Source organism: Serratia sp. CY43202 (assembly GCF_052168755.1).
In the GTDB taxonomy this organism is placed as follows: Bacteria; Pseudomonadota; Gammaproteobacteria; order Enterobacterales; family Enterobacteriaceae; genus Serratia; species Serratia bockelmannii.
The window spans coordinates 353,671-367,889 of sequence record NZ_JBJNMB010000003.1; the positions used below are offsets into that span (position 1 = coordinate 353,671).

General features: G+C 48.8%; 12 protein-coding genes and 1 pseudogene. 4 read left to right on the forward strand and 9 right to left on the reverse strand.

Features of this window, described 5'->3' with window-relative positions; all coding sequences use genetic code 11:
• Positions 1–1,431 carry a 6-phospho-beta-glucosidase gene (locus tag ACJ8J5_RS08130; protein ID WP_414104701.1) on the forward strand — a complete coding sequence of 477 codons (1,431 nt, stop codon included), beginning with the start codon at positions 1–3 and terminating at the stop codon, positions 1,429–1,431.
• A 15-nt stretch (positions 1,432–1,446) separates the two neighbouring features.
• Here the strand turns inward: ACJ8J5_RS08130 and ACJ8J5_RS08135 are convergent, their stop codons facing one another.
• From ACJ8J5_RS08135 to ACJ8J5_RS08150, 4 genes are all read right to left on the reverse strand, one after another.
• Positions 1,447–1,866 carry a putative T6SS immunity periplasmic lipoprotein gene (locus tag ACJ8J5_RS08135; RefSeq protein ID WP_414104970.1) on the reverse strand — a complete coding sequence of 140 codons (420 nt, stop codon included), beginning with the start codon at positions 1,864–1,866 and terminating at the stop codon, positions 1,447–1,449.
• Between the two features lie 12 nt (positions 1,867–1,878).
• Positions 1,879–2,304: a putative T6SS immunity periplasmic lipoprotein gene (locus ACJ8J5_RS08140; RefSeq protein ID WP_342116798.1), complete on the reverse strand. Its 426-nt coding sequence runs from the start codon at positions 2,302–2,304 to the stop codon at positions 1,879–1,881.
• 11 nt (positions 2,305–2,315) lie between these two features.
• Positions 2,316–2,489 (reverse strand): hypothetical protein, encoded by a 174-nt coding sequence (locus tag ACJ8J5_RS08145; RefSeq protein ID WP_414104969.1) that lies wholly within the window; start codon positions 2,487–2,489, stop codon positions 2,316–2,318.
• A 142-nt stretch (positions 2,490–2,631) separates the two neighbouring features.
• Complete coding sequence (locus ACJ8J5_RS08150) at positions 2,632–2,847, reverse strand: hypothetical protein (protein WP_342116796.1); 216 nt, start codon at positions 2,845–2,847, stop codon at positions 2,632–2,634.
• A 536-nt stretch (positions 2,848–3,383) separates the two neighbouring features.
• On the opposite strand from ACJ8J5_RS08150, the gene ACJ8J5_RS08155 reads away from it, so the two are divergent.
• Together ACJ8J5_RS08155 and ACJ8J5_RS08160 are read left to right on the forward strand one after the other, a co-directional pair.
• On the forward strand, positions 3,384–3,692 hold the full coding sequence (locus ACJ8J5_RS08155) for a hypothetical protein (RefSeq protein ID WP_164099981.1): 309 nt from the start codon (positions 3,384–3,386) through the stop codon (positions 3,690–3,692).
• Positions 3,693–3,921: 229 nt separating this feature from the next.
• Positions 3,922–5,046: an HNH endonuclease gene (locus ACJ8J5_RS08160; RefSeq protein WP_414126553.1), complete on the forward strand. Its 1,125-nt coding sequence runs from the start codon at positions 3,922–3,924 to the stop codon at positions 5,044–5,046.
• A gap of 276 nt (positions 5,047–5,322) precedes the next feature.
• On the opposite strand, the gene ACJ8J5_RS08165 is transcribed toward ACJ8J5_RS08160, so the two are convergent.
• The 5 genes and pseudogenes from ACJ8J5_RS08165 to ACJ8J5_RS08185 form a co-directional block, all read right to left on the reverse strand.
• Positions 5,323–5,703 carry a putative T6SS immunity periplasmic lipoprotein gene (locus ACJ8J5_RS08165; RefSeq protein ID WP_089181613.1) on the reverse strand — a complete coding sequence of 127 codons (381 nt, stop codon included), beginning with the start codon at positions 5,701–5,703 and terminating at the stop codon, positions 5,323–5,325.
• The gene (locus ACJ8J5_RS08170) at positions 5,700–6,224 is read right to left on the reverse strand and encodes a type IV secretion protein Rhs (RefSeq protein ID WP_089181612.1); all 525 of its coding nucleotides are present in this window, start codon (positions 6,222–6,224) and stop codon (positions 5,700–5,702) included. Before ACJ8J5_RS08170 ends, ACJ8J5_RS08165 begins: the two co-directional genes overlap by 4 nt.
• Positions 6,225–6,631: 407 nt before the next feature.
• Positions 6,632–7,948: an McrC family protein gene (locus ACJ8J5_RS08175; RefSeq protein WP_089181611.1), complete on the reverse strand. Its 1,317-nt coding sequence runs from the start codon at positions 7,946–7,948 to the stop codon at positions 6,632–6,634.
• On the reverse strand, positions 7,945–10,008 hold the full coding sequence (locus tag ACJ8J5_RS08180; protein WP_414104967.1) for an McrB family protein: 2,064 nt from the start codon (positions 10,006–10,008) through the stop codon (positions 7,945–7,947). The genes ACJ8J5_RS08175 and ACJ8J5_RS08180 overlap by 4 nt, the downstream gene beginning before the upstream one ends.
• Positions 10,009–10,146: 138 nt before the next feature.
• A pseudogene (locus ACJ8J5_RS08185) lies at positions 10,147–10,329 on the reverse strand (IS256 family transposase); the annotation flags it as partial.
• Positions 10,330–10,569: 240 nt separating this feature from the next.
• Here ACJ8J5_RS08185 and ACJ8J5_RS08190 point away from each other — a divergent pair.
• A complete protein-coding gene (locus ACJ8J5_RS08190) occupies positions 10,570–14,175 on the forward strand; it encodes an AAA domain-containing protein (RefSeq protein ID WP_217429012.1) in 3,606 nt (1,201 codons plus the stop codon).
• Positions 14,176–14,219: the final 44 nt, after the last annotated feature.

The following is a 14,219-nucleotide window of genomic DNA, read 5'->3' on the forward strand; positions in this document are numbered from 1 at the left end:
ATGTCTGACTCAACATTCCCTAACGGATTTTTATGGGGCGGCGCACTGGCCGCCAACCAGGCGGAAGGCGGCTATCGCGAGGGCGGCAAAGGGCTGACCACCGTCGATATGATCCCGCACGGCGCCAACCGCATGGCGGTCAAACTCGGGCTGGAGAAGCGCTTTAGCCTGCGCGACGACGAGTTTTACCCCAGCCACGACGCCATCGATTTCTACCACCGCTACCGCGACGACATCGCGCTGATGGCGGAGATGGGCTTTACCGTGTTCCGCACCTCCATCGCCTGGAGTCGGATTTACCCCAACGGCGACGAGCTGACGCCCAACCCCGAGGGCATCGCCTTCTACCGCAGCCTGTTCGAAGAGTGCCGCCAATACGGCATCGAGCCGCTGGTGACCCTGTGCCATTTCGACGTGCCGATGCACCTGGTGACCGAATACGGCTCCTGGCGCAGCCGCAAGATGGTGGAATTTTTCACCCGCTACGCCCGCACCTGCTTCGAAGCCTTCGACGGGCTGGTGAAATACTGGCTGACCTTCAACGAGATCAACATCCTGCTGCACAGCCCGTTCTCCGGCGCGGGGCTGGTGTTTGAAGCGGACGAGAACCCCGAACAGGTGAAATACCAGGCCGCGCACCACGAACTGGTGGCTAGCGCGCTGGCGACGCGCATCGCCCACGAAGTGAACCCCACCAACCAGGTGGGCTGCATGCTGGCCGGCGGCAACTTCTACCCGTGGTCCAGCAAGCCGGAAGACGTGTGGGCCGCGCTGGAGAAAGACCGCGAGAACCTGTTCTTTATCGACGTGCAGGCGCGCGGCGCTTATCCCTCCTACGCTGCCCGCGTCTTCCGCGAGAAAGGCGTGAGCATCGTCATGGAACCGAAAGACGCCGACATTCTGAAGCACACTGTCGACTTCGTCTCCTTCAGCTACTACGCCTCGCGCTGCGCCTCCGCCGACATGAACGACAACAACAGCAGCGCCGCCAACGTGGTGAAATCGCTGGCGAACCCGCACCTGCCGCGCAGCGACTGGGGCTGGGGCATCGATCCGCTGGGGCTGCGCATCACCATGAACATGATGTACGACCGCTACCAAAAGCCGCTGTTCCTGGTGGAAAACGGCCTGGGCGCACACGACGAGTTCAATGCAGCAGGCGAGATTGAGGACGACTACCGCATCAGCTACCTACGCGAACACATCCGCGCCATGGCCAACGCCATCGCCGACGGCGTGTCGGTGCTGGGTTACACCACCTGGGGCTGCATCGACCTGGTGGCCGCCTCGACTGGCGAAATGAGCAAGCGCTACGGCTTTGTCTACGTCGACCGCGACGACCAGGGCAACGGCACCCTCGCCCGCACTCGCAAAAAATCGTTCTGGTGGTATAAGAAAGTGATCGCCAGCAACGGGGGGGATTTGGGGTAGGTTTGGGCGGTGGGGTTAGCGTGGGGGGCGGAGGGCTTCCAACCTAAGTTGATTGCCTTCCTGCTGCACAACGAATTCAGCGACGAATTCACGCGCTGAGGGAAACTCATCCGCCTTCTGTTTCTTGAGGGAGACCAGTTTCGCGGAGAAATGGTATTGCTGCCCCGGCGTAAATACGTAGCCCTCATCAGGGACGCACTGATTGGGGGCGACATCCCTCAGCGGATCGAAAAATTTGAATGTACGACTCTGCGCCTCATCCAATCGATAAATCGAGATACCCACGAGCTTTTCGTCTCCCTGCGGTTGAACGTTGATGCATACTTTGCCCTCACGCAGGTTGGCGGTGGCGGGATAGTCTACGGGGATGCGATCGCCTATCGACGGACAGCCGGCGAGCAGGAAAGGGAATGCGAGGGGGAAAATCCGTTTCATTTTGTCCCTACGTTATCTGCTGCCCTGTGTGATATTTTCAATTTCGTAAACACCATTGAGCTTTGTCACTTTGAAGTGAGCAATAAAGGCCCTGCCGGAAACATCCTGCAGGTTTCTGCGCTTCTCAATCGGCACAAAATTTAGCCTCATGCTATAGGTATGATTTTCCTGAAATGGGTAATCGTTCTGCGTAACGCAAATGCCCTTTTTAAGATCTTGATTCCCCACCTCAATCAATTTCTCATCAGCATCACCCGTGAGATAGAGCGTATCTTGCCTTTCGTTTTCCTTTGGTGAAGGATAGATACAGATGTCTCCATTCTCTTTAACATGGGCGGCGATAGGGATATCCGGCGCATAGCGCTGATCGAGACGATCGCCTACACAGGCGCTTAGCAAGGACACGCCAACAACGGCACAGAACAGTCTCGCCTTCATAACCAATCCTCTTACTTGTAAGGAAAACCGACTAACACTTTCTCATATTTTTCTTTTACTTTTCTCACATCGGCATAGTCATTACCGTTGTAAGTCACTTCCTTGCCGAAGCGGTTTCTCCAAACAGCATAACCTGAAGAGGTCAACAAATGATAATCAGCAACGATCTGAGCCTGTTGCTCCATAGCGTAGTTCTTTAGGAGTTTGGAGCCATCCAGTTCATAACTGTAATTTGCCAACCAACTGTAGAGGCCTCGGGTCTTAACCCACATACCACGCTGGTATTGCCAAACATGAACCATTTCATGGATGAAAAGATGTTTATGACTACCCTTCCTTTGAGAAATCGGGCACGTACCAGTCTCTAAAATACAGCTCACCATTGGGTGACATCGCAGTGTTTCGATTTTGTAAGCCAAAGGGGAAATAGCTATCGTGATGAACCCAGACTTTCCCATAAATAATTGAACCACCAAATACCGACTTCGCAAGGCCGATCTCCCCGGAGGTTAATAGCCTTAAAGCCCCCTCTTTCTTTTCCATCGTAGTGCATCCCTGTCATTATTTTAAAAAACTCACTGCCGCGAGCATTAACAAAGAGGTTAATAATAGCACTCAAGGCACGTAGGATAAATATTCAACCATTCTTTTTACATTCATTCATCTCAACGTATTTCGTGACAACAAAATTCACAGATTCAATAATTCATTTAGCAAATGAATTATCCTAACTGATTAGCCTGAATTAAAATTTAATAACTGCGATCTGCATTCCAACCTCATGAGTAAACAGCCTGTAATTCCATACGGCTTATTTTTTCCTTTTACTGATAACGTTATAGTTTTTCTGCTGCGGCAAAATCCGCAGCCGGAGTTAGCGTTCCGAATCTGACATATTACCGCTGTATTATGTAATAATGCAGCAGCTTTAGTTCACTCCAAATAATGGTGGCTCAGGCGGGGGCTTCGCAAGAAGCGCCGGTTCGTATGTCCCGGTGACGCTAACCCCGTCTGGGCTACCACCCGAGTTTAGCGTCTCTGGTGATAGTCATTAATCAATGACATACGGAGATGCCCCCATGACAAAGGTTCCCACTACAGAATCCGTTGAAAGCACCCTTATCCTCTACCGCCAACTGTTTAACCACCTCGATCTCAGCGCTTTTAACCCTTCAGAACTTTTAGACCTGGCCGCACTCTCTGCCGAGCAAGCGGAAGGGCTGTGCCACGGCCTGATGCTGTTTGGTCACTTGCTGCAAAAGCACCCACAGTTGGATACCGAAGGCTGGGAGCAGATGAATCGCTATCTCAATGCTACAGCGCATCTGGTTCCTGCGTTGTGTAACCTTTATGGGCGGGCGTTGCGGGAGATGGAAGCCTGCAGCTAACGTAAGCGACAATCAGGGCGATGCCTGCACTTGTCGCCCTTCCCATTCAGGATTTCCAATAGATCTGACTGACATATCACAACAAAAGCATTCATCAAGGTAGGCATTTCCTCCCCTACCTGGCATAGTTAACGCATTCGGTAAATCGATGAGTTAACTGCTGGGTATTGATGCATACTGCTCTCGTCAGCAAGCACATTGCTCAGAACCAACTCGGCAATGTGAGGATGTGGTTTTGGCAACTGCCATAGAGGCGTTATCTTCAAAAGAATCCGTTTTAAAAGCGATCGAAGAATATAAAAAACTTGGCCGAGATGCGTTCTTAAAACAACATGAAATAAAACGATTTAAAAAATACCTCCTTCATTATAATGGCGAGAAGTACGATATCCGAGGCATTGCCGCTAGAGCATACCGTGAGCAGCATGGCTATCCGTTTAAAGGAATCAATGCCGATAGCGGCACGGAAAAAGCCATCCAATTTCTCAAAGACCTCGGCTTTGAGATCGTCGAAACGCCGCATCCTTTTGACTATTTAACCGAAGGCAAACTATACACACGCAAAGCGCTGATCGAGCTTTACGGCGGGCAGCTGCAAGGCGGCATATGGACCCCGCGGGAATTCCCGGTGATCTTTATCTTCACCGGAGAAAGCGGTGAAACCTACGGCTATAAAGATGGATGGACAACCGAAGGCAGCTTTTCTTATACGGGGGAAGGTCAAAAAGGCCCTATGGAATTTATTCGGGGAAATAAATCCATCCGCGACCATAAAAAAGATGGCAAAGACATCTTCCTGTTCGAAGACAACAAAAAAGAAAAAGGCGTTCGCTATCTTGGCATGTTTGAGTGCGATTCTTGGGATCACATTCAGTGCTTAGACTTAGAAAATAACATGCGGCAAGGCATCACCTTTAATCTTTTCAAAGTCTCGCCACTGCACGCGATTGAAGAAGAAACAGAAACCGATGAAGCCGATACGCAGACAGAGACGCTCGAACAGTTGCGCAAGAAGGCACTGCAATCCTCAAAGCAATCAGGCCAGCGCCAACAGAGCGACAGCAAAAAATCCTGGTTCAAACGCAGCGAAGACGTGAAAAAATACGTGCTGAAGCGCGCCAACGGCATCTGCGAAGCCTGCGACCAACCTGCGCCGTTCAAGAAAAGAAATGGTGCCCCCTACCTCGAACCCCATCACACTAAGCGCCTAGCCGACGAAGGCCCCGATCACCCGCAGTGGGTGGGCGCCATTTGCCCAACTTGCCATCGGCGGATTCATAGCGGAGTGGATGGGAAAGAGGTGAACAAGAAGCTGATGGTGAAGTTGGAGTTGAAAGAGGCCGATTTCATATAGATTAAACGCATAGAAAATAATTCTCCTATGTCACTTACATGGATATAGGAGGGTTATTTTTCATTAAAAAACCTATTTTGTCTTCTGAAGCATTACTTTCGCTTAATAGAGGATAGACCTATCATACATCGAGTAACCAGAGATAAAAAGAGGAATAAATAGTAAGAGGAGTTTTTTCATAGTGGCAGCCCTATGCTTCCCATTACAGATTGTAATTTCTATAGAATTAATAAATTACTCTCATGATAATATTTAGTTAAAACATCTCATTGCAATCTAATCGGGCTTCAACATAATACTTTTACCTTTCTTCATCACAACAAAACTGGTTCGATATGAATTCAGCGGTGTTCTTACCAACACTGTGTATCCTTCACCGGCGATAAAATTAAACTCACCGATACCTGGTACACACTTTTTGGCTTCCAACGTTATCGGGCTGTAAGCATATGATTTTTCATATACGTAGTCATCGCCTCCTTGTTTCCAGATGGCAATATTCAGTATAGATTCGTTTTTTACGATATCGTTCTCATTAAAAAAGACGCAGACTTTACCATCTACGATCTTACTTTGTACTTGATAGAGATTAAACCTGTCACCGGTTGGGCAACCTGAGATAAAAAGAGGAAGAAGAAGGAATAAATATTTTCTCATAATGGCAGCCCTGCGCTTCTGATTATGGGGTGAAATTGTGACAATGTCCTTCTGTCCACTATCCCGATGAGTTTCCTGTTTGGCAAGCGGAAGAAGGTATTCGCCCCATATCTCTTGAGAATGAAATAGTCCGCAATTATCGATGCCTGCTGTTCCATGCTGTAGTAGCGCAGCAAAGGTTGATCAAGCCGATATTGATAGCTCACTGCCCAACTGAGAAGCCCACGGGTGCGTACCCACATGCCCTTCTGGTGCTGCCAAACGTGTGCCATCTCATGAATGAAAAGATGCTGAGCTTCAGGATCCTGGCTCGCATAATCTCTTTCATAGAGTGACCTACGAAAGTAAAGCTCCCCATTCGGGCTCATCGCCGTGTACTGATTCTGCAGCCCAAACGGCAGGTAGCTGTCGCAGTGAACCAACACGCTCTGATAGAAAATGGTGCTGCCAAACACCGAGCGTGCCAGATTGACTTCGCCCGGCGTTAACGCCCGCGTGATCCCTTCCTGTTGTGGCTCCATCCGGGAACTCCTTGATCTGAAAGGGTTCAATGAAAAACCATTTTAGCCTTTAAGGTCAATCAGATAGGCCTTAGGAAAGCATCAGGAAGATCCGGTTTTTACTGAAATGGGAAATACGTCAATACAGAGTGAAAATAGGCAGGCAGTTACAGCAGGCAGATTCCAGACACAAAAAACCACCTTTCGGTGGCTTCTTGTTCGCGCGGTACTTAATGGTGCGAAGGCCGGACTCGCATATAACAGACAACATACTGATATAATTATTGTTTATAAATAGTCGCGTATAATTATACCCGCACTTGTACCCACAAGTTAAAATCCGTACAAAAAATAGACGCCACAGGCGGGTAAGATATCATACTAGTACAGCACCAATATACCTAACCGTATGTAAGAGAATAACACTTTTAAATCAATGTTTTCCCATCAGGGAAACGCAGACCAGAACTTTGCAAACTTTCGCCAATGAAAAATGGCACAACCCATAAACGCAGCGGGTTATCCTTTTGATGGTTGAATTCATATGGATGAGGTAATGGCTGACTAAAACCCTCATGCGAAGGATAAATCAGCAGCATATCTCCTATTCCCTCCTGATAGTTCACACCGTAAGCCAGCATCTGGTAGAGGTCAGCCTGCGACTGTTCGAGCGTCGCCTTTCCGCTATCCACCATTTTCCATTTAACATCACAAATCATCGTCTGCTCCCAATTCTCCCCACGAGGCCGTAGATGGATATCAGGTCTAAGCTTAAATAATCCGTTGCCGTTGAGACGAACCAAGGTGTGTGAATCCACCTGTGCCTCCACGTGCCAGTTATCGTCATAACGATGACGCATCCACGCAGTCACAAAAGACTCAAATACAGCTTCCATTGGAAAGAGCAGTGAAATGGCGTTGGCGTCGCCCTGCATGCAGTGAGGCGACTGCCCCATCAAAATCAGCCGCGCCCAGGCTAAGGCAAGTTCATAGTGACGCATATGTCGGTCGAGATGTACCTGGTCGAAGGCGATGCGGGCATCACCAACAGGCGCAATATCCTCAAAGTGCACCTGCAAAGAGTTAACTTGTAGTAGTAGCTGCGGGTTACTGATCTGACGGCGGATTTTATCGATGGCAGTTTTCAGTATCCGGTTTTCCAGACGTTCGGCGCTGTAATCGTCAAACTCCACCTGAAAGCGATCCCGACGCACACAGTTTTTGCTTAATTGAGCGGAGACCCGTAACTTCCCTTTCATCCAGGGCAGATTGTCCTGCTGGTGTAAATAGTCACGCTTTAGACCCTGGCGCACAATCTGCTGTACGCTATCGACAAACTGCTGAATAAACACATCCATCAGCGGCATCTTTGAGGTTCGGACTCTGGATGCTGAAGTGGCTATATGGCGAAATGATTTTAGCGTGCGTAGCATCATCAAAAGCTGCTGACGTGCGATATCAATGTTATCATCACGCCGCCCCGTTTTTGGCAACACTTCAATAAACGCATTACCCGGAAGAGAGATAACACCAGCATAGTTTTTTACCTGCAGCGTTTTTACGCCCCCCCGACTTCCAAGGGTGAGCAGACGGTGAGTGTTATCCGCGTCATCTTTCAGGCAACGTTGCTCAAGCCACTCAAACAGCTGCAGAGGCAGAGAAACCGCATTATTTATGCGGCCACTGTCTTTGTCGCTAATCAGGTGCCCATATTCGAAGACGGTAAAGTCCTTACGTGACTTCATTCCCCACTCACCGGGTTACCTTTATGTGGCGCATAAATTTGTTGCCAGGCGAGCGGATTATCCCAAACCTTGTCGTCCTCAGGGGCCAGATGGAAACTGGCACCTATATCATGCAGATCTTCAGTTCCGTTATTGCCAAAAAGATCGGCAAACTGTTTCTGGTCTTTCACCTCGCACACGAACTGTAGCTGCGGGTTTCCGCTTTTCTGATTGTCGCCCAACACCATACGAATTTTTTGCCAGTCGTTGTAGAAGTACTCCTCCAACAGAGGCAGCACCTTGTTTCGCATGATCCGCTTGAGCCTTTCAAATGCCAGGTCTTCGTCCTCTTTTACCTGAACTACTGGGATGAAAAAGGCATGGCCAAGTGTATGTTCTCTGTCGTACAGCACCTCAATGCGGTCATTCAAGGTCTGCAGTAAACGTGGCAGATCAATACCTTTGACAACAGTTTCTTTCAGAACCGTGATATCCGGCAGCATCGCTTCAAACTCGAATCGGCGACGCAGGGCGGTATCCAGTGCGGTGAGCGAGCGGTCAGCAGTGTTCATGGTGCCGATTAAATAGAGATTATTCGGTACGCTGAACGAGCTGGAAGAGTAAGGCAGCATCACGCTAAGCGCCTCCGGTTCCCCGGCACGTTTAGAGGTTTCTATCAGGGTGATCAGTTCGCCGAAGATTTTGGAGATGTTGCCACGGTTAATCTCATCAATAATCAGAACGTAGTTTTGCCGTTTTTCAGATACAGATTCCTGTGGGTTGGAAGGCAAACCTTCCTGTTTAATGAGGTAATTAAGGATACTACGTACATATGAAGGATTGTGTACCTTTGCCTGAGGGTTTTGGTAAACCAGACTGATATTCTTGAAGTAAGCATTGTAGCCCTGCCCTAAATCCTCTTTTTTTGATTGCGACGGGAAGATACCAAAGGTGGTCTGGCTCTTGTAAGCCAGTTGGAAGGCTTTGCCCTGCAGCGTTTCAAGGGTAATGCTTCCACTTTCAGATAAACGTTCTTGTAGGCGGGCAAGCGCCTCGTCAAGCTTCTGCTGAACACCGGCGTGACCAAAAGCAGCATCTTCACAAATTTGCTTAAAAATGCCCGCTTTGATTTCGTAGCGTACATTACCATCATCGGTGGTCTCTGCTCTTAGCCCTTCGATAAACTCTTCATAGCCAAAACTCTGATGGAAGGTGATAAAGCGCACCCGCTTTTCAGCAATCAGGCGGTCATAAATCTTTTTCAGCTCACGGCGTTTTTCGTTCTCCTCTTTGCCTTCCTGCAGCGAGTAGGCTGCTGGTTCGCAGGCGCGTACGGCTAGCTCGATGGTACGGTAAGTTTTACCGGTACCTGGAGGTCCATAGAGGATAGTATTTTTTGGCAGTTGCGGGGTGGTAAGCTCCTCGTCTTGCTCGTCCTCCGGCAAGGCAGTCTCACTACCGATTAACGCAATATCATTCTTCTTCTGTATCACCTGCGTGTAGAGATGCCAGAGCGACATATTCAGTTCGATAGGATCGACATCATCGCCCAATGCTCGGTGCAACGCTTTCTTGAGATCAAGGTTGCGAGCGAACCACTCCTGAGCCTCAGAAAGGCCTAGTTGAAAATGGTTATTGCAATAGTTGTAACTGCTGAAAAAGTTGCTGACATTCACGACGTTGGTAATTTTCGACGGGTAGAGCGCAGCAAAAGCGCGATGGCAAAGTGCCCAATACACTTTGTTTAATATCCCGTCTGTTTTAAGTTTAACAAGGCGATTAATCACCCGGTCATAGTTCTCCTGCGTACACTCCTCTGCCATCTGACGGGTGAGAGCGAGCAGCTGTTTTTGCGCCATTTCGAATTCTAACTGGGACATACCACCCTGCCTGAGGCTGGAAATGCCATTACTACGTTCGTACCAAATCTGCCGAATCGTCTCAGCAGAGAAGTTGGGCTTTTCAGCTTGGATCTGTTCTACAAGTTGGCGATAGTGCTTGCCCCAGTTTGGGTTGTATTGATTGTTTTTTGCGATATGAGAACAAAAGAAAGGGGCCAATGCCGACGAATCCTGAACCATCACATACTCCGTGTGTAGGGTAATTTAAAATTGGGATACTCGCATCTTATCGAATTAATCTGAAGTTCGTCACTGCCTGTTCAGGGGTGGCAGCGAAAAATTCGAGAGCGTTCAGAATTCTGTGTTACGTTAAAAATTCTACAGCGTCATCACATTACTCATTCGCCCCTCAAAATAAATGGCTAACTGCGACAATGTCAAATTCCAGTCCTGGATGGGCATTGTCCATTTCTCCTGTGCGTTCATCAGTCACAGATAAAGCAGCTTCAACAAACTGTTTTCATTTGGGAAAGCCCCTTTGGTTTTGGTCAGTTTCCTGAACTAGCTGGACTGACCCCACGCTCGTAACAACGTAGTAGCCCTCCTGTGCAGTCGATCAAACAGGAAAAGTGTCTGACTCTACTGACGCCGAACGCCACCCCAAACAATGCCTAGCTAGGCAAAATACTAAAAACCCAAACTTCACAAGCCTCAATACAGCACGTATTATATAAAATATTTTTATTGATATGATGACGCGCAGGGACTAAAAAGGAAGTTTTTGTGCAAGGAACGCTCACAATGATAAGTAAAGATTCACGAATCGTTCTGGAAGCATGGCAAGAGTATATAAAGCTAAACGGTGTCGAAAAAAGCAAAATATCAGCTAGTGAACTGCACGAGTCACAACAGTTAATGCTGTCTGCGCAAGATTGCGATGAGAATGAGCGCGGCGTTTTTATCACCCTGCCACCGGCAACCCTTGCCTACCTGCGCAAGCGCTTCGTCAAGAAAGATGGGAAAGGGAATATAGAGCATATTGAACCTTTGCAAATTATGTTCCCCATCCTGCGCATTAAAGAAAAGACAAGAAATCAAAAACACGCTCGCTTTTTGCCGCTGTTTATGGCCCAACTCCCCGAGTCGCTTTTTCGTGATGAAACTACCGATAAAATCCTGCTCCCGGTAAAGGACGGTTTGCGTGTTCAAGCCATGCCTTACGCTTTCCGGGAAATTTTGAACACCGACATTGCCGAGCTGGGTGAAAACCGGCACATGATGAGCCTGGTCGGCGCCCTGACCAGCACCAAGTTCGAGAGCTTCTTTTCAGCCTTCAGCACGCTGGAAGAGTGGTTGAAAAGTAAACTTTCCAACCACCATTATGCCGTTCCGGAATCCGGCTTCAATCTGCTCATCGCCCCGCTTCACAACGACGATGGACAAACGAAAAGTGACGGCAAAGACTACGAAGCGCTGTGCGACAGCGATAACAAGTATGACTATCCGCCGCTGGAACGGTATTTGACCTACAGCCATGACGAACAACATCCTGTTCATTATCGGGATGTCGCGACCTGCGGCCTCTTTGAAGAGACCTGGCCGTTGGGCCATGGGCAAATGCAGGCTATCCAGGCCATTAATCAGGATGAGCTTCTGGTTGCCGTGCAAGGCGCCCCCGGCACGGGTAAAACGACATTATTTAAATCGCTGATTGCGCAAAAGATTGTCGAAAGAGCGCTTCGGTTGATAAACGATGATGATGTCAATCTGGGTATGCTGGTCACGTCAACGGCCATTAAAGCGGTTGAAAATATCATCGACGACTTACGCCAAGACCCGCTTACGCAGGATCTGAATTGGTTGTGGTTCCAGGCTGGTTCTAAAGAGCAAATCAATAAAGAATTACTGCGATTGGACGCCTTACTGCATTCATGGCAAAGCGAAGTGTATGAAGAACAACTGCAAACGGCCCATGCCAACGTGTTGAAAACAGGTCAGGCGGAAATCCTCCACTGTTTTACCCAATATCACGATAGCGTCGAGCAAGCCAAACAGGCCTTGCTCTCGTTTCCCGATCTGACGGCGTTCCGGGCCTATTTCGAGCAACGCCTGCAACAGCTCTCTACTGTGGCTAACGAGCATGGATTGAGTTCCACAGCATCAGGCCCCCAGTATTTAACGGAACTGCTGGTTCAGGTTGAAGCTCATCAGGAAAGCATTGCTCGCGAATATACCAAACGCATCGATGCCGAAAAACACGCGAAAGCGTTAGAAGCGACGTGGCCATTGCCCCATAGCTGGAATGAAATAGTTCAGTGGATGCAAACAAGCCCACTGCGTTCGCCGCTGGAACAGGGCTACAGCAGTTATCCTCAAACGGGCCTCGCCGCCCTGTTCGCCCGGTTTTTCTCTGCACGCCAGACGGCAATCCGTCAAAAACTGGAAAGCTTTTATCCGGAAGAATTCCACTATTTTAAATTGGCGGACCAGCCCCATACCGTTCTTGCGCAACTGGTTACGGCGACAAACTCGCTGGAAAACAACGCAGAATTATGTGCCCATTTAAATACTCTGCAAGAACCTGCTACGGACCCACAGCACAGCGCTGCGCTGGATGCATTGAGGGAAGACGTACAGGCGGTCATCGATCTCCAGATACAGCTTGAAACCGCCCGGCAAAAGGCCAATGCACTGCAAACGCATTTTCCGGAAGGCTCGTGGTGCGACATCCTTCGTCAGCGCTTTATCAAAACCCATCGTAGTATGTTCGCCGCCTCCATTGGCTATCTCTGGCAAGAGCAGTTAAAGCGGAAAAATGAGCTGGAAGACGTGTTAAGCCATTGGCGAAGCTTGCTTGGCAATGGCAAGGCCCCAAAATTTTTTTGGTGGAAAGATCGCTTCGACCAGTTCTACCGATTGTTGTCGCTCGTTTACCCGGTAATGGCTACCACATTGGTTTCCGCACGCAAGGCCGCAGGCTATCAATGGCTTAACGATCTTAACGGCCATAAGCCATGGCATTTAGCGCTTTGCGATGAGGCAGGGATGATGTCCGCAGAATCATTAGTTCCCCTGTTAAGCCGCTGTGAGCGTGCTATGGTGGTCGGTGACCCACTGCAGATCGAGCCGATACGCAATTTATCTGAAGCAGGGCAAAACCAGATACGTGAGAAATATTTCGCTCAGGACAACACACTTTTCGAACGGGTCTCACCAATGACAGTCACCGCTTATCACCGTGCGGCCGGCACGCAATCGGGACAAGTCAGCGATATTGGCAACGGCATTGTCCTGGATGAACATCGCCGCTGCCAAACGCCGATCGCCAATCTGTTCTGTAAGTTAGCAGGTTATCGCGGCATCAGTATTGAAACGGCACCAGCCAAAACTCGCATTAGCGGGGCCTTTAAAGAAATGGGCGAGCATCATTTGATGTTCTATAGCGTCGAAGGGCAAAAAGGCAGTGCGGTCAATACCAACATGGATGAAGTCGATGCCATCGAACAGTTGCTCGATAAACTGGAAGACGCCGGCTATGACCTGACACAAGATATCGGTATCGTTACCCCGTACTCCAATCAGAAAATGATGTTAATACATAGAATTGGGAAAAGACTGGATCACTATACCTCCCCCCGAATCGGCACCGTGCATCAATTTCAGGGGGTAGGTTTTGAAGTAATCATTTATAGTCCGGTAATTTATCACGCCCGCGATGGTGAAATTTTCCAGAATAAAGCGCCAAATATGTTGAACGTAGCGGTCTCACGTGCAAAACAACAATTCATTATCGTTGGCAATTATCAGCGATTGGTCAGAGCCGGGGGCTATTTAAAAACACTGGCCAATGCGGCAGCGGAAGATTTCTTACTGGAATTCGGCTCACAGCACCCGCAGTTCGATACCTTGCAAAATAGTCCGCATCGCTTAGCCTATTATCACGATTGCGAGCACATAGCGGCCTTTACCGCCCAAGCTGCCATGTGCGAAAAAGAGTTAATCGTGATTTCACCGTGGATTCGCTATGGGGAAAAAGGCGGATTTGGCCAACCACCGCAGCTAAAACTATTGGCTGAAGCTCAGCGCCGCGGCGTTAATGTGAAAGTTTACTACGGCTACTACCGACAGAACTACCAGAATGAGGATAGCGAACCGGCGTTAGTCGCACAGTATTGCGAATTGTTAGGCCACGATAACGTCATTCGTCTACCGGAAGGGACACACGAGAAACTGATTATCATCGACGGTGAACGAGTGATTCTGGGCAGTTGGAATTGGCTCTCTCATGGCTATCGACGCCATTGCGAAAGGGAAGAGTGGCAGCGGTTAGCCATACGCAGGGAAACCAGTGTAGAATTACATGACATTGATTTTATTAATGAATATAAAAATTCACATTTAATTTAAAGTAAACCTGTAAGTTAACCTAAAGCCGAACATTAGCCAAAGGT